Origin of the sequence: Pseudomonas entomophila, from assembly GCF_023277925.1 — a bacterium.
Taxonomy (GTDB): Bacteria; Pseudomonadota; Gammaproteobacteria; order Pseudomonadales; family Pseudomonadaceae; genus Aquipseudomonas; species Aquipseudomonas entomophila_D.
Genome location: NZ_CP063832.1, coordinates 1,774,784 through 1,796,495, shown reverse-complemented (window position 1 = coordinate 1,796,495; position 21,712 = coordinate 1,774,784). Strand labels below are relative to the sequence as shown.

Here is a 21,712-nt window from a genome sequence, read left to right as displayed (position 1 = left end):
CCATGGACATGACTGTCGAGTTGTCGCCGCAGCGAACGCGGGCGGTGGCGCAGGGCCAGCCGCTGTTGCGCCTGACGGGCGTGAGCCGGCGGTTCATGGCCGGCGACCGCGAGTTCCTGGCACTCAAGGATATCGACCTGCAGATCCGTGCCGGCGAGTTGGTGGCGATCATCGGCGCCTCGGGCTCGGGCAAGTCGACGCTGATGAACATCCTTGGTTGCCTGGACCACGCCAGCAGCGGCAGCTACCAGGTCAATGGCCAGGAAACCCGCGACCTGGACGACGACGCCCTGGCCGCGCTGCGGCGTGACCACTTCGGTTTCATCTTCCAGCGCTATCACCTGTTGCCGCACCTGGATGCCCTGCGCAACGTGGAGATCCCTGCGGTCTACGCCGGCGTGCCCCAGGCCGGGCGCCACCAACGGGCCCGCGAACTGCTGACGCGGTTGGGCCTGGCCGGGCACCTGGCGAACCGCCCCAGCCAGTTGTCCGGTGGCCAGCAGCAACGGGTGAGCATCTGCCGGGCGCTGATGAACGGCGGCGAGGTGATCCTCGCCGACGAGCCCACCGGGGCCCTGGACACCGCCAGCGGCAAGGAGGTGATGAACATCCTGCTGGAACTGCACGCCGCCGGGCACACGGTGATCCTGGTGACCCACGACCCCAAGGTGGCCGCCCATGCCGAGCGCATCATCGAAGTCAGCGACGGGCAGATCGTCGACGACCGGCGCACGGTGCGCGAGGTGGCGAAGCCGGTTGATGAGGTGCAGCCGGCCGCCGAACGGGCGCCACGGCGGCTGGTGGCCAGCCTCGGGCTGTTCCGCGAGGCCTTCAAGATGGCCTGGATCGCCTTGATTTCGCACCGCATGCGTACCTTGCTGACCATGCTCGGGATCATCATCGGCATCACCTCGGTGGTGTCGATCTCGGCGATCGGCGAGGGCGCCAAGGGCTATGTGCTCAAGGATATCCAGGCGATCGGCAGCAACACCATCGACATCTACTCGGGCAAAAGTTTTGGTGACAGCCGCGCCAAGGCCATCGAAACCCTGTCGCCGGCCGATGTCACCGCGCTCAACGAGCTGTACTACGTCGACAGCGCCACCCCGGTGATCGGCCAGGGTTCGCTGGTGCGCTACCGCAACATCGACGCCGACGTGCAGCTCAACGGGGTCAGCGAGCAGTACTTCCAGGTACGCAACATCCCCCTGGCCGAGGGCATCGTGTTCAGCGCCGACGACGCCCGGCGCCAGGCGCAGGTGGTGGTGATCGACCACAACACCCGCAAGCGCCTGTTCGCGCCCGGGGTCGAGGCGCTGGGGCAGGTGATCCTGGTGGGTAGCCTGCCGTGTACGGTGATCGGCGTGACTGCCGAGAACAAGAACCTGTTCGTCGCCGGCAACTCGCTGAACGTGTGGATGCCCTACGAGACCGCCGCCGGGCGGGTGCTGGGCCAGCGCCACCTGGACAGCATCAGCGTGCGGATCAAGGACGGCCTGCCGAGCAAGCGGGTGGAGGAGGAGGTCAACAAGCTGATGCTGCAGCGCCATGGCACCAAGGACTTCTTCACCAACAACCTCGACAGCATCATGCAGACGGTGCAGAAGACCAGCCGCTCGCTGACCCTGCTGCTGTCACTGATCGCGGTGATCTCGCTGGTGGTGGGGGGCATCGGGGTGATGAACATCATGCTGGTGTCGGTGACCGAGCGTACTCGCGAGATCGGCATCCGCATGGCGGTGGGGGCGCGACAGTCGGATATCCGCCAGCAGTTCCTGGTGGAGGCGGTGATGGTCTGCCTGATCGGCGGGGTGATCGGGATCGGGCTGTCGTACGGGATCGGCTACCTGTTCGCGTTGTTCGTCAAGCAGTGGGAAATGGTGTTCTCGCTGGGGTCGATCGTGACCGCGTTCGTCTGCTCGACACTGATCGGCATCGTGTTCGGTTTCGTGCCGGCGAGGAATGCCGCGCGGTTGGACCCGATCGAGGCCTTGGCGCGGGATTGAGGCCCATTCGCCGGCAAGGCCGGCTCCTACAGGCGCGCAGTCGGCGCTGTACCCGTAGAAGCCGGCTTGCCGGCGAAAGCTTTTCAGCTACAGCTCGGTGTAGATGCAGGCATCAGCCAGCGCCCAGCGCACCTTGACCCGGTCGCCCGGCTGCATGGGCATGCCGGCGGCGGACAACGCCTTGACCGTCAGTTCCGTCCCGCCCTGGGTCACTACATGGCAGGTCTGGCTTTCCCCCAGGAACAGCACCTCGCCGACACGGGCGTCCACCTCGTTCCAGCCGCCAGGCAGCGGCTCGCGTGTCGCTTGCTCAAGTGTCAACGCCACTGCTTTTTCCGGCCGCACCATGACCTGTGCGGCCTGCCCGTTCGCCAACCCCGGTGTCAGACGAATCGCCACTGGTTGCCCCTCGAAACTGCCCGCGCCATTACCACTGGCCGTGATCCGCAGGAAGTTGGAGTTGCCCAGGAACGAGGCGACGAAGGCATTGGGCGGGTTCTGGTAGAGGTCGTAGCCCGTGCCCAGCCCCACGATCCGCCCATGGCTGAAGATGGCGATGCGCTGCGACAGGCGCATCGCTTCCTCCTGGTCGTGGGTCACGTAGACGATGGTGATGCCCAGGCGCCGATGCAGCTGACGCAGCTCGTCTTGCAGGTCCTCGCGCAGCTTCTTGTCCAGCGCCCCGAGCGGTTCGTCCATCAGCAGGATGCGCGGCTCGTACACCAGCGCCCGGGCAATCGCCACGCGCTGCTGCTGGCCACCGGAGAGCTGGGCAGGGCGCCGGTGGGCGAACGGCTCCAGCTGCACCAGCTTGAGCATGGCGTCCACGCGCTTGGCGATCTCGCTCGCGCTGTGCTTGCGGATGGCCAGGGGGAAGGCGATGTTGTCGCGCACGTTCAGGTGCGGGAACAGCGAGTAGCGCTGGAACACCATGCCGATACCGCGCTTGTGCGGCGGCACGTTCACCAGCGACTGGCCCTGGACCAGGATCTCGCCGCTGCTCGGGGTCTCGAACCCGGCCAGCATCGACAGCGTGGTGGACTTGCCCGAGCCGCTGGAGCCGAGGAAGGTGAGGAACTCGCCGTCCTGGATATCCAGGTCGATGTTGTCCACCGCGGCGAAGTCGCCGTAGTGCTTGTTCAGGTTGCGCAGGCTGACCAGGGGCAAGCCGCGCGCATCGTCTTTCATCACTGCACTCATTGTTGTTGTCTCCGGGCGCTCAGGCGCTGACTTCGTTGCGCCGGCGCAGGGCGGCGGCGATGACCATGATCAGTACCGACAGGCCGATCAGCAGCGTCGAGGCGACGGCGATGACCGGGGTCAGGTCCTGGCGCAGGGTGGTCCACATCTTCACGGGCAGGGTTTGCAGTTCGGGGCTGGCCATCATCACGCTGAGCACCACTTCGTCCCAGGACACCAGGAAGGCGAACAGGCCACCGGCGATCATCCCCGGGCGGATGGCCGGGAAGGTCACCTTGATGATCGCCTGCAGGCGCGAGGCACCGCAGATCACCGCGGCGTCCTCGATCGACTGGTCGAACAGCTTGAGCGAGTTGATGATCGAGATGATGGTGAAGGGCAGGGCGACGATCACGTGGCTGACCACGAAGGCGACCAGCGTGCCGGTGTAGCCCAGCTTGAGGAACAGCGCATACACCGCCACGGCGATGATCACCAGCGGCACGATCATCGGCAGGGTGAACAGCCCGTATAGCAGTTCGCGGCCGGGGAAGCGCCCGCGCACCAGGGCGAAGGCGGTGGGCAGGCCCAGGGCCACGGCGGCGAGGGTGGTCAGCACGGCGACCTTGAGGCTGGCCAGGGCGGCGTCCATCCATTCGGGGTTGGAGAAGAACTGGCCGTACCACTTGAGGGTCCAGCCTGGCGGTGGAAACACCAGCCACTGCGAAGAGCCGAACGACAGCAGGACGATGAACAGGATCGGCAGCAACAGGAACGCCGCGATCAGCCCGGTGGTCAGGTACAGGCCCGTGCGCAGCGGGCGGCCCATGGCGTTGGGGGTCAGGAGCATGGCGGCTTACCTCGCGTTGCCGACCGGGGATTCCGGTTGCAGCTTCAGGTAGAAGTAGAAGAGCACCAGGGTGATCAACACCAGCAACGCGGCGGCGGCGCTGGCCAGGCCCCAGTTGAGGAACGACTGCACCTGCTGGACGATGAACTCCGGCAGCATCATGTTCTGCGCACCACCGAGCAGCGCCGGGGTCACGTAGTACCCCAGCGACATGACGAACACCATCAGCGCCCCGGAGAACAGGCCCGAGCGGCACAGCGGGATGAACACCTTCCAGAAGTTGGTCCAGGGGCTGGCGCCGCAGATGGCGCCAGCCTGCAGCACCATCGGGTCGATGGCCTGCATGGTCGCCTGCAGCGGCAGGACGATGAACGGCACCATGATGTAGCTCATGCCGATCACCACGCCGGTGAGGTTGTGCACCATCTCCAGCGGCGCGTCGACGATGCCCAGTGCCATCAGCGCCTTGTTGATCACCCCCGACGCCTGCAGCAGCACCAGCCAGGAATAGGTGCGCGCCAGCAGGCTGGTCCACATCGACAGCAGCACGATATTCAGCAGCCAGCGGCCCCAGCCCCGTGGCACCAGGGTGATTGCCCAGGCCAGCGGGAAACCCAGCAGCACGCTGATCAGGGTGACCAGGCCGGCCACCGAGAAGGTGTTGAACAGCACCCGGGCATAGGCCGAGTTGGCGAACAGCTGTTCGTAGTTGCCCAGGCCCGGCACGGGCTCCAGTACCCCGCGCAGCAGCAAGCCGATCAGCGGCGCGAAGAAGAACAGCCCCAGGAACAGCAGCGCTGGCAGCAGGTTGCGGCTGCCGCGCCAGCGCTGGGCCAGGGGTTGGCGGCGCGGGGCCGCCGTGGGTGCGCCGGTGCCGCTGGGGGCACCTTGCGCACTGTGCAGGGCGTTGATGGCGACTTTCATTTGACCAACCACTCATTCCAGCGGGCGGCGATGGCCTGGCCGTTCTTCGCCCAGTAAGCGAAGTCCAGGGTCACCTGGTCCGGGGCATGGGCGGTGGGCAGGTCGGGGGCCAGCTTCGGGTCCAGCTGGCTGACGCTGTCGAGGTTGACCGGGGCGTAGGCGGTGAGGTTGGCGAAGTCGGCCTGGCCCTTGGCGCTGCTGGCGTTGGCCAGGAACTTCATGGCCGCGTCCTTGTTTTTCGCGCCCTTGGGGATGATCAGGAAATCGGCCATGACCAGGTTCTGCTTCCAGCTCACCCCGACCGGCGCGCCGTCCTGTTGCAGGGCATGCACGCGGCCGTTCCAGAACTGACCCAGCGAAGCCTCACCCGAGGCCAGCAACTGTTGCGACTGAGCGCCGCCGCCCCACCAGACGATATCTTTCTTGATGGTGTCGAGTTTCTTGAAGGCGCGGTCCAGGTCCAGTGGGTAGAGCTTGTCGGCCGGGACGCCATCGGCCAGTAGAGCGAGTTCCAGCACGCCGGGGCTCGGCCATTTGTACAGGGCGCGTTTGCCGGGGTAGGTCTTGGTGTCGAACAGCGCGGTCCAGTCCACCGGCTTGTTGGTGCCGAGCTTACCTTCGTTGTAACCGAGCACGAAGGAGAAGAAGAACGAGCCGACACCGTGGTCGGAGACGAAGCGCGGGTCGATGCGCTCGCGCTGGATGGCGCTGAAGTCGAGGGGTTCGAGCAGGCCTTCGCTGGCGGCGCGCAGGGCGAAGTCGGCTTCCACGTCGACCACATCCCATTGCACGTTGCCGCTTTCGACCATGGCCTTGAGCTTGCCGTAGTCGGTGGGGCCATCCTGCACGACCTTGATGTTGCTGGCCTTGGAGAAGGGCTCGGCCCATGCCTGTTTCTGCGCGTCCTGGGTGGTGCCGCCCCAGCTGACGAAGTTCAGGCTGTCGGCCGCCTGGGTGGCCTGGCAGGCCAAGGTCAGCAGGCTGGCAGCCAGCACTGCGGTGACTCGTTTGCTCAACAGCATGGTTACGCCCTCGTTGCTTTTGTTATTCGAGGCGGGCTTCTGGCGCCCGCCAAATGTGTTCGGGGAGCAGCTACAAACGGGTGATGCGTGGCCGTTTCTGAAGTGTAGGTGTGGCCGGCAGTCTTTAAGGTCTACGGGATATCATATTATGGTATTCCAAACTTTTCGCAAGAGGACGGCGCGACCGGCCATCAGCGGATTACCCACGGATGGCGGAGAACCCTTCTAGGGGGGCGGCGTTGGCGTTGCAGCGCCGCTGAGGCCGAGCGCCGCCTGCGCGGCGCATCGCGGATAAATCCGCTCCTACAGGGCGGTAGCGCCAATCGATAGATCGCGTCATACCAACAAGGCGGACAACCATGGCCTGCCAGGCATAGGCACGTTGCAACGAATGTAGGAGCGGATTTATCCGCGATGCGCCGCGCGGGCGGCGCTCGATCTCAAGAGCACTGCCAGGCCATCGCCAGGCATGTGGCCGCCGCCACTCGAACCATTGCCTTGCGCCCAAGGGCCTGTCGTATTCACTGACCTGTCCCGCGACTCGATCGCAGAAACTTCCTCTCTGGATGTAGGAAGCGTCTCTTCCGCTACCGCCCAGCCAACGCACGCAAATTCACCTGCTAGGTTCCCGAGCTTCCCCAAGCAAAAGGAACCTGCACATGAATCGCGCCAATATTGATGGCAAAGGCCAGGCAGTCGATGGCGACGTCACCACGACGGGGGCAGTCTGCATTGCCAGTGGTAGTAGTTACATCTATGACGGGCGCAAGGTCCTCCGGGTTGGGGATGTGACCACACGATGCCCGCGGTGTGGCAAAGCAGGCGTAGTCGTCGAGGGTGTCCCTTGGTTCACTTCCGACGGCCAGGCAGTGGTGATGGATGGCGCGCAGGTGACCTGTGGCTGTCCGAGTGGTAGCAACAGGGTGATGGCACCATTGCACGACAACGCTTTGCACAACCGAACGCCTGGTGTTGCAACCCCCGTTGCCCGGCCGGCACCCGCTGCCGAAAACGCCCAGGCATTTTCCGCGATATCTACGCCGGGCCGCGTCTCGCCTTCGCAGGCTGCGCTCGAACCCGGCTTCTACATCGTGCCGCGCAGCATGTCCGGTGAACGGGTGCTGCTAAACCTGAGCACGGACCAGGCTTCGCTGCCGATCAATCGGTTGAGGCGCTTGAACCCGACCTTCGACGAAGGGTTCAAGGCCGGGGAAATGTTCATCATTGGCGACCCCTGGAACACCACCGCCTGCACCCGCGAAGAAGCGGAGCTGATGCGTGCCGCCGAACGTGCGCGTCAAGCGCTGGCGATGCTCGATGAGGAAGAAGCCAATTTCATGATGGAGCACATCGGTGAAATCGCGGGTGTGCTGAGTGGTGCAAGTACTTCGATGGGGGTGGGCAAAGACATGCTTGAAAAAGGTCTGGGGCAGGTCAAGAACACTCTCAAAGGCATTGAAGCGCTGCATCAACGTCAGTTCGCCTTGCAGGGGCACCTCAGAAGCCCAGAGTTCTTCGCATCGCGCCAGGCGCTGTATCAGCAGCTCAGTGCGCAGTTGAGCACTTCGTTCTTGCACAAACGCTTGAACCTGGGCACCTACGACACCCTGCGCCGTGACCTTGGGATATCGCCCAAGCGCTTGGTGCACCACTGGAAAAAGGCTGGTGGAGCGGGACAGATACCGGGGTATGCCACGCATCTGGATGAAGTGGCGAAGACAGCACGGTATTTGAAATACGGTGGGTATGTGGCGATAGGGCTGGGAGCAGCTGCGTCGTATTTGAAGGTGCAGGAAGCTTGTCGCGCAGGAGAGACGGAGGAATGCCGGAAAATTCGCTTTACTGAAACGGGGAGCTTCTCTGGGGGGGTAGTAGGCGCTGGAGCGGGAGCTGCTTCAGGGTCGTACGCAGCCAACGCCGTATGTAGGCTTGGCCCTTGGGGTAAAGCAGTCTGCGGTATAGCCTTGGTCGGTGGATCTTCTTTGGTTGCGGCGAAGTCGGGTGAGTACTTCGGGGGTGAGTTTGGGGAGTTGCTCTATGAGGTCGTATATGATTGATATAAGCGGCTGGCCTAATATCCTCAAGCTTGTGTTGCTGGGTACTCCATTTCTGCTCATGTTGACAGGCATTTTTATAACGCTCCAAATTGCTGGGTCCCGCCATTTTCAAGTGATGTGTTGCGCTTTTGGGAGAAGCTCAGGGCTGGAGGAAGAAATCAGGGTATGGGGAACACATTCCCTTCGGTCTCGGGCATTAATAATATCGGCGATGAGTTCGGCATTCACCTGGCCATCTCTGGGGGTTCGCCGAGGATGGTTGGACCCTAGAGATGTTGACGAGTTTCCGAAGTACCTGAAATTCCGTATTAAATTAGCAATAAATTGCCTTACTATTGGGGTGTTATTGTTGTTGTCCATGTATATTTTTCGGTTTTGAAATGTAGTTTTCATAGCGAGCCCTGCGTGCAGCCAAGGGGGCGATGCATTGGGCCAGGTCAGGCGTTGTATTGGATCTCTGGGGTAAAACAGTCTGCGGTATAACCATTGTGGGTGGCAGCTAATTATCTCTTGGTAAAGGTGGTGAAGTGGCAGGGAAGCTGATCTATGAGGCATCGAATGACTGATTTCAGAGAGTGGGCCCTGGCCTACAGGATTGCTTTCTTGGTGGCACCGTTTCTGATCCTGCTTTCAGGGCTCATAATTTTATTGCACATTGCAAGTAAACGTCACTTCGAAGTGATGTGTACTTCCTTTCGGCGAAGTAGCGGTCTGTACGAAGAGGTGAAGATATGGGGGGTCAACGCTGAAGTCGAGGTTCCTAGTTGTGAGTGCCATGTCAGTGGCTGCGCTGTGGCCGAAATTGGCACTTCGACAGGGGTGGCTAGACCCTGAGGATAGTCAAAGTTTCCCTGTCTATCTGAGACGACGGATGAAGCTGGCGATCTCTCTGGAATTCCTAGGTGCAGGTTGGTTAATTGTTGCTTGCATGTTGATACAGTCTGGGAAGCTATGAGCATTTATATAGGGCGGCATCGGATGAGCTTCCCATGGTTTGGTCCATCAGGAAACGAGATTGGAGAAATCACGGGGGAGGTCATATACGAATGGATGCCTCAATGATTCCTAATCCGCGTAATTGGTGGGTGGGTTATCAGATGATTTTTCTTTTAGGGCCTATTGCAAGTTTCCTGGCAGGAATGGCCTTGATTGCCCATCTTGCATGGGGCCGTGATTTCGATCGGGTCATGACCGCCCTTCGCAGTAGCAGTTGGCTTGAACTTCAGAAAAACATTTGGGGAACTACCGCCTTTGGGTCTAGATGGCTTTTGCTGGGGGCGGTCAGTGGGATTCTCGCTTGGTCCAGCATTCACATCAGGCGCGGCGAGCTCGATAGGCTCGAATTGCGAAATTTTCCAGCAGACCTCAGGCGGCGCTTGTTTGCTGGCGAGGTAATGATGCTTGGTGGGCTCTTTCTATCCTGCATCGCAGTAGGCCTCTATCGCGTTCATGGGTAGCTGTTGTCCCTGCCAATATCTGAATCAAGGTGGCGTAATCGCAGGGCAAGCCAGCTCCCACAGGTTGTGGAAGTGAGCTTGCCCCGCGATTGCAGGCACCACAAATATCAGTTGCCCTCGAACGGAATACTCTGCACCACTTCCAGCTCATACCCAGCCAGGCCAACGTATTTCAGCGGTGGCCCGAGGTGGCGCAGCTTGCCCACGCCCAGGTCCTGAAGAATCTGCGCACCGGTGCCGACCTCCGAATACACCTTCGACTGCCCGCGCTGGTAGGGTCGCATCGGCTGTGTGAGCTGCGGCACCCGTTCCAGCAGGGCTTGCGAAGACTCATGGTTGGCCAGGATCACCACCACCCCGGCGCCTTCCTCGGCCACTTTCTGCAGCGCCGCCCACAGCGTCCAGTTGGCCGGCCCGGCATATTCGGCCCCCACCAGGTCGCGCAGCGGGTCGATCACGTGTACCCGCACCAGGGCCGGCTGTTCGCGGCGGATATCGCCCATCACCATGGCCATGTGCACACCGCCTTCTATGCGGTCCTCGTAGGTGACCAGGCGAAAGGTGCCGTGCACCGTGGGCAGTTCGCGTTCGCCGATGCGCTTGATGGTCTGCTCGGTGCTCAGGCGGTAGTGGATCAGGTCGGCGATGGTGCCGATCTTGATGCCATGGCGGGCGGCGAACACTTCCAGGTCCGGGCGCCGGGCCATGGTGCCGTCGTCGTTGAGCACCTCGACGATGACCGACGCCGGGCTGAAGCCGGCCAGGCGGGCCAGGTCGCAACCGGCCTCGGTATGGCCAGCTCGGGTCAGCACGCCGCCTTCGCGGGCACGCAAGGGGAAGATGTGGCCGGGCTGCACCAGGTCTTCGGGGCGGGCATCAGCCGCCATGGCGGCGGCCACGGTGCGCGCCCGGTCGGCGGCGGATATGCCGGTGGTGACACCGCTGGCCGCTTCGATCGACACTGTGAAGGCGGTGCTGAACACGCTGCCATTGCTCGGCACCATCTGCTCGAGGCCCAGGCGCTGGCAGTGCTCGTCGGTCAGGGTCAGGCAGATCAGGCCCCGCGCCTCGCGGGCCATGAAGTTGATGGCCTGGGCGTCGCAGCGCTCGGCGGCGATCAGCAGGTCGCCTTCGTTTTCCCGGTCCTCGTCATCCACCAGCAGGACCATTCTGCCTTGGCGATAGTCGTCGAGGAGTTCTTCGATGCGGTTGAAGGCCATGCTGCACGCTCACGGTGGTTGAGTGAAATTATGGTATACCATAATACATAATTCACCCTGCAACAGGAGCACGACGAATGAAGGCCTACTGGATCGCCCATGTGGATGTCAGCGACCCCGAGCAGTACCAGCAATACACCCAGCGCGCGCCGGCGGCGTTCGCCGCGTTTGGCGGGCGTTTCCTGGCCCGGGGTGGGCGCAGCGAGGCGATGGAAGGCGGGGTGACGCCCCAGCGTAGCGTGGTGATCGAGTTCGATTCGTATGAGCAGGCCGTCGCGTGTTATCGCTCCGAGCTGTACCAGGCGGCCTGCCGGCATCGCCAGGGGGTGGCCCAGGCGCGGGTGATCATTGTCGAGGGGGTGGCCCCCTGACTTCAGAGCCTGCGTGCTGGTGGAATTGGGGCTGCTTTGCAGCCCATAGCGGGTAAACCCGCTCCTACAGGTTCGGCGTTCAGCTGGTGGGGGCGGGTTCACCCGCGAATGCGCTCCAGGTGGTTCACGACCGCCTGGCCTCATCGCTGTCCACTGCATCCGGCTTCTTGTCACGGGTACGCAGCAGCGACAACAACACCCCACCCAGCAGCAACCCGAACGTCACCCCCAGCGACAAGGCTGCCGGCACCTTGCCCACCAGCCCGTGGTAGAAGATCTTGCAGCCGATGAAGATCAGCACCATCGCCAGCGCGTACTTGAGGTAGATGAACCGGTGCAGCAAGGCCGCCAAGGCGAAATACAGCGAGCGTAGGCCGAGGATGGCGAAAATGTTCGAGGTGTAGACGATGAACGGGTCCTGGGTGATGGCGAAGATCGCCGGCACGCTGTCGACGGCGAACACCAGGTCGGCCAGCTCGATCAGCACCAGGGCCAGGAACAGCGGCGTCGCATAGCGGATCGCACTGGTTGCCCCGGGAGGCGTCAGGCGCACGAAGAAGCGCGGGCCATGGATCTGCTCGGTGACCCGCATGTGCCGGCGCACGAAGCGCAGCACCGGGTTGTTGGCCAGGTCCGGGTGGGCATCGTCCCTGGCCAGCGCCATCTTCACCCCGGTGAACAGCAGGAAGGCGCCGAAGATGTACAGCACCCAGGCAAAGTGCTGCACCAGCGCCGCGCCCACGCCGATCATGATCGCCCGCAGCACCACCACGCCGAGGATGCCCCAGAACAGCACGCGGTGCTGGTAGCGGCGGGGGATGGCGAAGAAACTGAAGATCAACGCCATGACGAACACGTTGTCCATCGACAGCGACTGCTCGACCAGGAAACCGGTGTAGAACTCCAGCGCCGCCTGGGCCCCTAGCTCATGCCAGACCCACGCGCCGAACAGCACGCCGACGCTGAAGTAGCCGGCATACAGCAGCAGGCTTTCACGCATCTCGATCTCGCGCTCCTGGCGGTGCAGCACCCCCAGGTCGAGCACCAGCAGGCCGATGACGATGACGATGAACACCAGCCACAACCAGGTGCTGGTGCCGAGGAATGAATCGGTGAGGAATGTATGCAGAGCCGTCATGAGCCCCTCCTTGATTGTCGACGTTGCATGGCAACAGTGATTCCGACATGGCGGCGCTAACCGTCAGAGGGGCCCGGCATCACATGGAGTTGATACTAGATGTGAATGCCGGAGGTGCCTGCACGAGGCTGTTACATTTCGTTGCTTCGAGCGCAGTCCACTACCGGTAGTTCGCCACGTACGCCTGGCGCAAGCCGACCGCCCAGCCGTCGAGCACGGCCTTGACGTTGTCGGCGGTCATTGCCTGCGCATCGTTTTCCAGCGGTGTGCCGGTGCCGCTGAGCATCGCCTCGGCGATGACCCGGCCGCTGGTGCCCGCCTCGAAGACCAGCTCGGTGGCGATGTCGCTGTCGCGGTCACGAATACCCGCGGCGCTGCTGACCCCCGCCGCCACCAGGGTGACCGGCAGCCATTCGTAGAAGCGCAGGCTCTGGGTATCGGCGCTGACGCGGGTGATGGCCGGCCTGACCACCAAGGTGTTGGGGCCGGGCTTGTCGACCACGGTCATCACTTTGCCCAGCTCGCTGCGCAGCGTTTTGTCGTAGTAGTGGCTGATGGCGCTGAGGGTGGCCTGGGGTATGCGCGTGCTGGGTGTCGGCGCGGGATAGTACTGGCTCGGTTGCAGGTAGACCTCGATGTAGCGGCCCCGTGGCCATCGCGGGTCGACCCAGCTGAGCACGGTCTGGTCCGATGACGCCTGCTGCCGGGTGAGCAGGCTGTAGTCGCTGAGAAACCCGGACGGCGCCGGCTTGCTGCTGCACGCCGACAGGCCAAGGGTGCTGGTCAGCACCACGGCCAGCAGATGGCGGCGGCTCATGGGCGCGTGCCTTCATGTGGCGTTGCTTGCAGGGCCCGACGGGGGGCGCCGTCCCGCGATTCATGGATGTGCAGTTGCCCGTGGGCCATCAGCCAGTTGACGAGGTCCCGGGTCGGCACGCTGTGGCAGTACTCGACCCATTCGCCGCACTGCGGGTCGTAATGCTCGAAGTAACGGCGCAGGGTGATCTGGCTCTGATCGTCCGCGAGGTCCAGGCTCACCTGCTGCACGAGCAGCGAACCCGTTTGCCCACGGCTCGTGGTGCGCGCGCTGAGCACCAGGGGGGCGATGCCTTCGCGGCGGTCGATGCAGTTGCGGGTGTCGGTGATCGTCATGATGAGCCCTCGAGTAGTTGAAGGCCCGCAGGGTGCAGGGCTATTTTTGCCAGGTGATGTCTGGAACGTGTCGGGCGTGATGAAATGTTGCGCGATTGAAATATATGACCGGCGCTGTGCAATGGTTTTAGATACGCCTTTTTCCTGGACCGGTATGACCGTGAGCAGATTGCTGATCGTCGATGACGACGTGGAAATCCTTGCCCTGTTGAAGCAGTTCTTCGTCCAGCAGGGCTACGAGGTGGACCTGGCCACCGAGGGCCAGTCGATGTGGGCGGCGATCGAGCGGCAGTGCCCGGACGCGATCATCCTCGACCTGATGATGCCGGGCGAGGGTGGCCTGAGCCTGTGCCAGAAGCTGCGTGCGCAGCTCGGGGTGCCGATCATCATGCTTACCGCCATGGCGGAACTGAGCGACCGCATCATCGGCCTGGAACTGGGCGCCGATGACTACCTGACCAAACCCTTCGACCCCCGCGAGCTGCTGGCCCGCCTGCGCGCCGTGCAGCGTCGCGCTGGCGAGCAGGTGCCACGAGGCGAGGCCGCCCGGCCGGTGATCGGTTTTGCCGGGTGGCGCCTGGATATCACCTGCCGCGAGTTGCGTTCGCCCGAGAATGTGATGATCCCGTTGTCGGGTGCGGAGTTCGACCTGCTGGTGGTGTTTCTCGAGCACCCCCAGCGCATCCTCACCCGCGAGCAACTGATCGACCTCACCCGTGGCCATGGCCATGACGCATTCGATCGCAGCATCGACGTGCAGGTCAGCCGGCTACGGCGCAAGATCGAACCCGACAGCAAACGCCCGGACCTGATCCGCACCGTGCGCAACGGCGGCTACCTGTTCACCGCCAAGGTGACCCGCGCGTGATCTGGCGCCTGCTCGGCCGCGACACGCTCAGGCGGCGGATCGCCCTGACCATCTTCATCGCGCTGCTGGCCTCGCTGGCGCTCAATGCCTTGTTCGTCCAGGTGGCCGGCAGCTGGGCGCGGCCGCCCATCGACCGTACCGGCCTGCTCGAGCAGATCGCCGTGACCACCCGGGTGATCGAGACCGCGCCGGCATCGTTGCGCCTGCAACTGGCACAGGCGGCGAGCACACCCACACTACAGGTGCGCTGGAGCACTCAGCGTGATGAGCTTGGCTTGCCTGGCCCTGGTACGCAGCTCTATTCGCGGCAAGTGCCGGCCCTGGAGCAGTTGCTGGGGCCTGAGCGTGCCATCGAGGTGTACAACCCAGCTGACTGGCCCGCGGGCAGCACCGAAGCGCATTACGCGGCGCTGGTTGCGCTGCCCGACGGCAGCTGGCTGTCGTTCGTGCCGCCGCAGCGCAGCTGGGGCCTGAGCGTGACGGCGCGGCTGGCGGTGGTCATCGGCCTGGGGTTGGTGGCGACCCTGCTGGTCGCCTGGTGGGCCACCCGCCAGTTGGCCAACCCGCTGCAGCGCTTCGCCAGCGCGGCACGGCGTTTCGGTGGCGACCTGCAGGCGCCACCCATCGTGGTCGAAGGCCCCGAGGAGATCCGCCAGGCGATCATCGCCTTCAACACCATGCAGGCGCAGATCCAGCATTTCCTGCGCGAGCGCACCCACCTGCTCGCGGCCATCTCCCATGACCTGCGCGCACCGTTGACGCGCATGCGCCTGCGCAGCGAGTTCATGGAGGATACCGACCATCAACGCAAGCTGGTCAGCGATGTCGACGAGATGCAGACGATGATCAACGCTGCCCTGGCGTTTTTCCGCGAAGGCACGCAACTGGAGCAGCGCACTGCCTACGACCTGGCCGAGCTGTTGCAGACCCTCGTCGACGACTACCGCGACCAGCAGGTGGCCGTCGAGTACAGCGGCCCTGCGCACCTGGTGCATGACGGCCGCCCGCTGGCGACCAAGCGGGTGATCGTCAACCTGCTGGAAAATGCCGTGAAATATGCACGTGACCCACAGATCGCGCTGAGTCGCAGTGCGCACTTGATCGTCATCGAGGTCAGTGACCGGGGGCCGGGCATTCCCGACGAGGCGCTGGAGCGTGTGTTCGATCCGTTCTACCGGCTGGAGGGGTCGCGCAATCGCGACACCGGTGGCGTCGGCCTCGGGTTGTCGGCCGCCCGGGCCAGCGTGCGTGAACAGGGGGGCGAGTTGACCTTGCGCAATCGCAATGGCGCAGGCTTGGTGGCGCGGGTCGAACTGCCCGACTACCGCTGAACGGGTCAGTACACCCAGACCTCGACACGCCGGTTGCGCAAGCGCCCCTGCTCCAGGTCGTTGCCGGCCACCGGCAGCTCGTCGCCCATCCCCGCCACATCCTTGACCGCCACCCCTGCGCGGGCCAGCTCACGGCGCACCGCCATGGCCCGCAGGCGCGAGAGCAGGGCGGCGCGGCCCGGGGTTTCCTTGGGGTCGCCGAAGCCCACCAGCACGGCCTGCTCATGCAACTTGCCCGCGTGGCGCAGGTAGTCGCCGACCCGCTGCACATCACGCAGGGCCTTGTTGTCGAGGTTGGCGCTGCCTTCCTGGAAACGGAAGTTCACGGTCAGGCGCCGGGCTTCACTGGCCAGGGCGCGATAGCGCGGCGGCATGCCGGGTTGGACGGGGACGGGCAACGCCTTGATCTGCTGGGCGACGAATCCCTGGTCGGCGACGATGGCCTGGCCGGCGGGGCTCTGGGCGAACTCGGCGAGCGCCCGGGCCAGGGGCTTGGCATTGTCGGGCAGATAGAAAAACAGGCGACGCGACACCGGGTAATCCTCGCTCGCCACCAGGGCGAGGCTGGGGGGGAGGGCGGGCGCATCGCCCTCGGCCACTGCCAGCATCTTTGTGCCGTGCACCGTGGCCAGGCCGCTGAAACCGATGGCCTGGCGGTCGCCCAGGACCTCCTCGGCCAGCGCGTCGGCCGATTCGAAGCGCCGCGCCTGGGGCGACAGCTCGCCGTGCCGAGGGTCAAGCACCTGCGCCTTGAAGGTCTCGAAGGTGCCGGAGCGGTCGTCACGGGCATACAGGTGGATGGCGCCGCCGGGCACGCCCAGTTGCTCCCAACGCTGGACCTGCCCGGAAAAAACCTGCGCCAGTTGTGTGGTGTTCAGCTGTGAAAGCGGGTTGTCGGGGTGGACGATCACCGCTACGCCGTCCAGGCCAATGACCTGTTCGCTGCGGGCGCCACGCATGTCCCCCAGGGCCTGCAGCTGCTGCGCTTCGGCATTGCTGATCGGCCGCGAGGCGGTCGCCAGGTCGGCCTCGCCGCTGGCCAGGGCGGCAAAGCCGGTGCGGGTGCCATGGGCGGCGATGGTGATACGCACCGGCTGGTTGTCGCGGCCCCGGGCGCTGATGAGCGTCTCGTTGGGCGCGGGCCCAGGCGTCACCACGATTGAGCTGGCGCCCTGGGCCTTGAGCAGGCCACTGACCAGCGCTGGGGCCAGTGCGGTACCGATGGTGTTGGAGCCCTGAATGCGCAACTGCATGGGGGCGGCCATGGCCAGCACCGGGAGCAGACACAGCAACAGAGGGATCAGGCGAGGCATGCCGGGGACCTTTGGCACGGAGTTGCGCCGCAGATTACGACAGTTGAGTGACAGCTGGATGACGGGGCTGCGGGTATCACACGCGCAACAGGTGGACCGCCAGCCCGGCCAGGGCGCAGGCAAGCAGCACCTGGATCACACCCTGCTTGAAGCGGAACAGGGCAATGGCTGCAGCAACTGCGATCACCGCTGAAGGCCAGTCGAAGGCCCCACCAAAGCCTTGCGGCCAAAGCACGTGGTAGCCGAAGAACAGGGCCAGGTTCAGGATCACCCCCACAACCGCCGCCGTGATGCCGGTCAACGGTGCGGTGAACTTCATCTCGTTGTGCGTCGACTCCACCAACGGGCCACCGGCGAGGATGAACAGGAACGATGGAAGGAAGGTGAACCAGGTGACCAGGCTCGCTGCAACCGCGCCGGCAAGGAACGGGTGGTCGGTGCCAAACATCGGATGCACATACCCCCCCACGAAGCCGACGAAGGCGACCACCATGATCAGGGGGCCTGGCGTGGTCTCCCCCAAGGCAAGGCCATCGATCATCTGGGGCGGTGTCAGCCAGCCGTAATGCCCGACAGCGCCCTGGTAGACATAGGGCAATACCGCGTAGGCGCCACCGAAAGTCAAGAGGGCGGCCTTGGTGAAGAACCAGCCCATTTGCGTCAGGGTTGCGCCCCAGCCGAATGACAGCGTCAGCAGCCCCATGGGCAGGCCCCAGAGCGCGGCACCGACCAGCAGCAGACGCAGCAGGCGCCCCCAGCTGAAACGGGCATGCGGCGGCGGTGGGGTGTGGTCATCGATCAGGGCCCCGCCAACGCTGTCCTTGATAGCCCCATGGCCGCCGCCGATCGCGAACTTGCCTGGGGCAAGGCGGCCTCCTGCATAGCCAACGATGGCGGCAACCAACACGATCACCGGGAACGGCACATTGAGGGCGAAGATGGCAACGAACGAGGCCCCGGCCATGGCCCACAGCACACCGTTCTTCAGTGCTCGCGAGCCGATCCGGTGGGCCGCGTGAACGACGATCGCCGTGACGGCCGGCTTGATGCCATAGAAGATCCCGGCCACTACGGGCACCTCGCCGAAAGCGACGTAGACCCAGGACAAACTGATCAGGATGAACAGCGAAGGCAGCACGAACAAGGCGCCGGCAATCACACCGCCCCAGGAGCGGTGCATGAGCCAGCCGATGTAAGTGGCGAGCTGCTGGGCCTCAGGGCCAGGCAGCAACATGCAGTAGTTCAGCGCATGCAGAAAGCGTTTCTCGCTGAGCCAGCGCCGGCGCTCGACCAGCTCCTGGTGCATGATCGCGATCTGCCCGGCGGGCCCGCCAAAGCTGATGAACCCCAACTTGAGCCAGAACAGGAAGGCTTCGAACAAGCCGACGGGCTGCCGGGCCGCTTGCGAGGGCGGCTGTTCACTCACGGTGGAGGGGGTGTCAACCATCTTGGGGTTCCTCACTTGCTCGGGGTCGCGGTGCTGCACATTAGCATCTTCATGCCCCACTCCATTTCAATCGGCCGTACTCAACCATGCTCCAGCGCATTGGCCTGACAGTGCGCTGATTCTGCCGAGGGTGTATCAAGACGGATTGACTTATTGTGACCAATTTCAGAAGCTCGCATTTTTGTAACCGAAGGCAACCTACTTGGCCTGAGGCCGAAGTAACCTGACCAGAGACGCAAGAGCGCCTTTGGCTCTGGTGCCGCAGGCTTGCGGCCGAACAATGCAGCGACACACCGGTCGACCAGGAACGGGCGACCCGACAACAAAAACAAGAGAAGTCATCAACATGGATGTGAGATGTGATCAGCTCAAGACGCTGACGGGCACCCTGTGCCTGGCGTTCGCCACCGGGCTGCCGCTGTCGGCTGCGGCGGCCTATCAGGAAACCGGCCGCCTGGGCGACCCCGCCAGCTGGCGTTCGGCCGAGTACCAGCAGGACTGGGGCCTGGAGCGCATGCAGGCGAGCCAGGCCTACGCCGCCGGAATCACCGGCGCCGGGGTCCGCATCGGTGCCCTGGACTCGGGCTTCGATGCCGCCCATCCTGAGGCCAGCCCCGGACGATTTCACCCGGTGACCGCCACCGGCCAGTACCTGGACGGCACCCCGTTCAGTGTGTCCGGGGTGCTCAATGGCGCCAACGACAACCATGGCACCCATGTCACCGGCACCATGGGCGCGGCCCGTGATGGCGCTGGCATGCATGGCGTGGCCTTCAATGCCCAGGTCTACGTGGGCAACACCAACAAGAACGACAGTTTCCTGTTCGGCCCCGGCCCCGACCCGAAGTATTTCAAGGCGGTCTACGATGCCCTGGTGGATGCCGGGGTGCGGGCCATCAACAACAGCTGGGGCAGCCAGCCCAAGGATGTCAACTACAACACCTTGGGCGGCCTGCGTGCGGCTTATGCCCAGCACTTCCAGCAGGACACCTGGCTCGACGCCGCCGGTGACGTGGCGCGCCGTGGCGTGATCAACGTGTTCAGCGCCGGCAACAGCGGATATGCCAATGCCAGCGTGCGCTCGGCGCTGCCGTACTTCCAGCCGGAGCTGGAGGGCCACTGGCTGGCGGTGTCGGGCCTGGACAAGAACAACCAGCAGAAATACAACCAGTGCGGCATCGCCAAGTACTGGTGCCTGGCGACCCCGGGGGCGGCGATCACCAGTACCGTGGCCGGGGGCGGCTATGCCACCTACAACGGCACCTCCATGGCCGCGCCTCATGCCACCGGGGCCTTGGCCCTGGTCATGGAGCGTTACCCCTACCTGAACAACCAGCAGGCCCTGCAAGTGCTGCTGACCACCTCACGCCAGCTCGATGGTTCGCCGACCCAGGGGCCTAGCGACCGGGTGGGGTGGGGCGTCCCGGACCTGGGCCGGGCGTTGCACGGCCCCGGGCAGTTGCTGGGTGAGTTCGACGTCAACCTGGGGCGCGGGCAGGGCGATAGCTGGAGCAACGGCATCTCCGACCAGGCCTTGGTGCAGCGTCAGGCCGAGGACGCCGCGGAACGTCAAGCCTGGCAGCAGACTCTCAAGGATCGCGGTTGGGAGCATGGGCTGGCCGCGGGCGCCAGCCAGCAGGATCGCAGCGACTATGCCCTGGGCATGGCCCGCGACGCGGCTGCCGCGCAGCGGGTCTACCAAGGCAGCCTGGTCAAGTCCGGGGCTGGCTGGCTGGCGCTCACGGGGGACAGCAGCTACCGCGGCCCGACCCGGGTCGAGGGTGGCTTGCTGGTGGTCAACGGCAGCCTGCAATCGGCGGTGACGGTCAACGCAGGTGGCACGCTGGGTGGCAACGGCCGCATCGGTGCCCTGACCGCCAGCGCCGGGGGCGTGGTGGCCCCGGGTAACTCCATCGGTACCTTGAATGTCGCTGGCAACCTCGACTTGCAGCCGGGCTCGAGCTACCGGCTGGAGCTGTCGCCCACGGCCAGCGACCGGCTTGTCGTTGGCGGCCAGGCCAGTGTCGGTGGCGCCAATCTGAGCCTGGCGCCCGAGGCTCGGCCGAACCTGTTGGCCGGTGGCCCGGTAGCCAGCCTGGTAGGGCGCCAGTTCGACATCCTCCAGGCAGCGGGTGGCGTCAACGGGCGCTTCGCCCAGGTCCAGCCCGCTTACCTGTTTCTGGGGACCGTACTCGATTATTCGGCCAACGCCGTGCAACTGGACATAACGCGCAGCGGCACGACGTTTGACAGTATCGGTGCCACGGCCAACCAGCGCGCCAGCGGCGGCGCCGTGGAGCGGCTGGGGCCGGGCAATCCCGTGTATGAAAGCCTGCTGCTCTCGACCTCGCCGGACCAAGCCCGGGATGGCCTGCGGCAGCTGGCCGGGGAAATCTACCCAGCACTGGACTCGATGCTGCTCAGCCAGGGTTCGGCCTTGCGCGATGCCTTCGGTGAGCGTGTGCAAGGTGCTGCACGCAATGCCAATGCGCCAGGCGCGTCCGCGGGCGAGCCAGGTTCGACCCAGCTCTGGCTCAAGGGCCTGGGCAGCTGGGGACGTATCGAGGGCGTGCAGGGCACCGAATCCTATACCAGCTCCCTGGGCGGCATGCTGCTGGGCCTGGATCGTGACTTCGACGAGCAGACCCGGGCCGGCCTGGCCGCAGGCTATAGCGACAGCTCCCTGGGCATGGGCGGCAGCCACTCACGCGCCACGGTCGACAGCTACCACCTGGGCGCCTATGCCCGCCACGACCTGGACCGGCTGCGCTTGAGCCTGGGCGCCAGCTACAGCTGGCACCGTGCCGAGGTCCGGCGCGACCTGGCCTATGGCGAAGTGTCCGGCCGCCAGCGTGCGCGGGTCGATGCCCGCAGCCAGCAGCTGTTCGCCGAGGCGGCGTATCGCCTGCCGTTGTCGGCGGTGCAGTTGGAGCCCTTCGCCAACCTGACCTACCAGCATCTGGACCGCGACGGCTTCCACGAGAAGGGCGACGCGGCGGCGCTGCATGCCGGTGACGAGCAGCGTGATGCCTGGCTCAGCACCTTGGGCCTGCGTGGGCGCCAGCAATGGCAACTGGGCCCGCAGCAGGACCTGCAACTGGCGGCAAGCCTGGGCTGGCAGCACCGCCTGAGCGGCACCCAGGACCGCGAGCACCTGGCCTTCGCCGCTAGCGACCAGCCGTTCCGGGTGGAGGCTGCACCCGCCTTGCGCGATGCCGCGCTGGTGGGGCTCCAGGCCCGGGTGGGGCTGACCCGCGACCTGGACCTGAGCCTGGACTACCAGGGGCGCCTGGCCAGTCGTGAGCAACAGCATGGCGCGGGGCTCAACCTGCAATGGCGTTTCTGAAGCGTCTTGGCGCTGGCCTGGAGCTCGCCGG

17 protein-coding genes are annotated in these 21,712 nt (G+C 64.6%); 7 read left to right on the top strand and 10 right to left on the bottom strand.

What is annotated here, in order from left to right:
* Positions 1–2 precede the first annotated feature (2 nt).
* Positions 3–2,006 carry a MacB family efflux pump subunit gene (locus tag IM733_RS07795; protein ID WP_248921140.1) on the top strand — a complete coding sequence of 668 codons (2,004 nt, stop codon included), beginning with the start codon at positions 3–5 and terminating at the stop codon, positions 2,004–2,006.
* An 87-nt stretch (positions 2,007–2,093) separates the two neighbouring features.
* On the opposite strand, the gene IM733_RS07790 is transcribed toward IM733_RS07795, so the two are convergent.
* From IM733_RS07790 to IM733_RS07775, 4 genes are read right to left on the bottom strand one after another with little or no spacing between them, the layout of a single operon-like run.
* The gene (locus IM733_RS07790) at positions 2,094–3,206 is read right to left on the bottom strand and encodes an ABC transporter ATP-binding protein (RefSeq protein WP_248920320.1); all 1,113 of its coding nucleotides are present in this window, start codon (positions 3,204–3,206) and stop codon (positions 2,094–2,096) included.
* Positions 3,207–3,225: 19 nt separating this feature from the next.
* Complete coding sequence (locus IM733_RS07785) at positions 3,226–4,035, bottom strand: ABC transporter permease (protein WP_248920319.1); 810 nt, start codon at positions 4,033–4,035, stop codon at positions 3,226–3,228.
* A gap of 6 nt (positions 4,036–4,041) precedes the next feature.
* A complete protein-coding gene (locus tag IM733_RS07780) occupies positions 4,042–4,959 on the bottom strand; it encodes an ABC transporter permease (protein ID WP_248920318.1) in 918 nt (305 codons plus the stop codon).
* A complete protein-coding gene (locus IM733_RS07775) occupies positions 4,956–5,981 on the bottom strand; it encodes a polyamine ABC transporter substrate-binding protein (protein ID WP_248920317.1) in 1,026 nt (341 codons plus the stop codon). Before IM733_RS07775 ends, IM733_RS07780 begins: the two co-directional genes overlap by 4 nt.
* Before the next feature lie 659 nt (positions 5,982–6,640).
* On the opposite strand from IM733_RS07775, the gene IM733_RS07770 reads away from it, so the two are divergent.
* Positions 6,641–8,038, top strand: a complete 1,398-nt coding sequence (locus IM733_RS07770; protein ID WP_248920316.1) for a PAAR domain-containing protein — start codon at positions 6,641–6,643, stop codon at positions 8,036–8,038.
* Positions 8,039–9,096: 1,058 nt separating this feature from the next.
* Entirely contained in the window at positions 9,097–9,495 is a 399-nt protein-coding gene (locus IM733_RS07765; protein ID WP_248920315.1) for a hypothetical protein, read from the top strand.
* Positions 9,496–9,602: 107 nt separating this feature from the next.
* On the opposite strand, the gene ribBA is transcribed toward IM733_RS07765, so the two are convergent.
* A complete protein-coding gene (gene ribBA / locus IM733_RS07760) occupies positions 9,603–10,715 on the bottom strand; it encodes a bifunctional 3,4-dihydroxy-2-butanone-4-phosphate synthase/GTP cyclohydrolase II (RefSeq protein WP_248920314.1) in 1,113 nt (370 codons plus the stop codon).
* A gap of 77 nt (positions 10,716–10,792) precedes the next feature.
* Here ribBA and IM733_RS07755 point away from each other — a divergent pair, with 77 nt between their 5' ends.
* Complete coding sequence (locus tag IM733_RS07755; RefSeq protein ID WP_248920313.1) at positions 10,793–11,086, top strand: DUF1330 domain-containing protein; 294 nt, start codon at positions 10,793–10,795, stop codon at positions 11,084–11,086.
* Between the two features lie 124 nt (positions 11,087–11,210).
* Here the strand turns inward: IM733_RS07755 and IM733_RS07750 are convergent, their stop codons facing one another.
* From IM733_RS07750 to IM733_RS07740, 3 genes are all read right to left on the bottom strand, one after another.
* Positions 11,211–12,224, bottom strand: coding sequence for a TerC family protein (locus IM733_RS07750; protein ID WP_248920312.1), 1,014 nt, complete (start codon positions 12,222–12,224; stop codon positions 11,211–11,213).
* Positions 12,225–12,384: 160 nt separating this feature from the next.
* Complete coding sequence (locus IM733_RS07745; RefSeq protein ID WP_248920311.1) at positions 12,385–13,041, bottom strand: DUF3313 domain-containing protein; 657 nt, start codon at positions 13,039–13,041, stop codon at positions 12,385–12,387.
* Positions 13,038–13,376, bottom strand: coding sequence for a hypothetical protein (locus IM733_RS07740; RefSeq protein ID WP_248920310.1), 339 nt, complete (start codon positions 13,374–13,376; stop codon positions 13,038–13,040). Before IM733_RS07740 ends, IM733_RS07745 begins: the two co-directional genes overlap by 4 nt.
* Before the next feature lie 154 nt (positions 13,377–13,530).
* Here IM733_RS07740 and IM733_RS07735 point away from each other — a divergent pair, with 154 nt between their 5' ends.
* Positions 13,531–14,244 (top strand): response regulator, encoded by a 714-nt coding sequence (locus IM733_RS07735; protein ID WP_248920309.1) that lies wholly within the window; start codon positions 13,531–13,533, stop codon positions 14,242–14,244.
* Positions 14,241–15,575, top strand: a complete 1,335-nt coding sequence (locus tag IM733_RS07730; protein ID WP_248920308.1) for an ATP-binding protein — start codon at positions 14,241–14,243, stop codon at positions 15,573–15,575. The genes IM733_RS07735 and IM733_RS07730 overlap by 4 nt, the downstream gene beginning before the upstream one ends.
* A gap of 5 nt (positions 15,576–15,580) precedes the next feature.
* Here the strand turns inward: IM733_RS07730 and IM733_RS07725 are convergent, their stop codons facing one another.
* Positions 15,581–16,888 (bottom strand): substrate-binding domain-containing protein, encoded by a 1,308-nt coding sequence (locus IM733_RS07725; protein ID WP_248920307.1) that lies wholly within the window; start codon positions 16,886–16,888, stop codon positions 15,581–15,583.
* A 76-nt stretch (positions 16,889–16,964) separates the two neighbouring features.
* Positions 16,965–18,335 (bottom strand): chromate efflux transporter, encoded by a 1,371-nt coding sequence (gene chrA, locus IM733_RS07720; protein WP_248920306.1) that lies wholly within the window; start codon positions 18,333–18,335, stop codon positions 16,965–16,967.
* Between the two features lie 346 nt (positions 18,336–18,681).
* Here chrA and IM733_RS07715 point away from each other — a divergent pair, with 346 nt between their 5' ends.
* Complete coding sequence (locus tag IM733_RS07715; RefSeq protein ID WP_248920305.1) at positions 18,682–21,681, top strand: autotransporter serine protease; 3,000 nt, start codon at positions 18,682–18,684, stop codon at positions 21,679–21,681.
* Positions 21,682–21,712 lie beyond the last annotated feature (31 nt).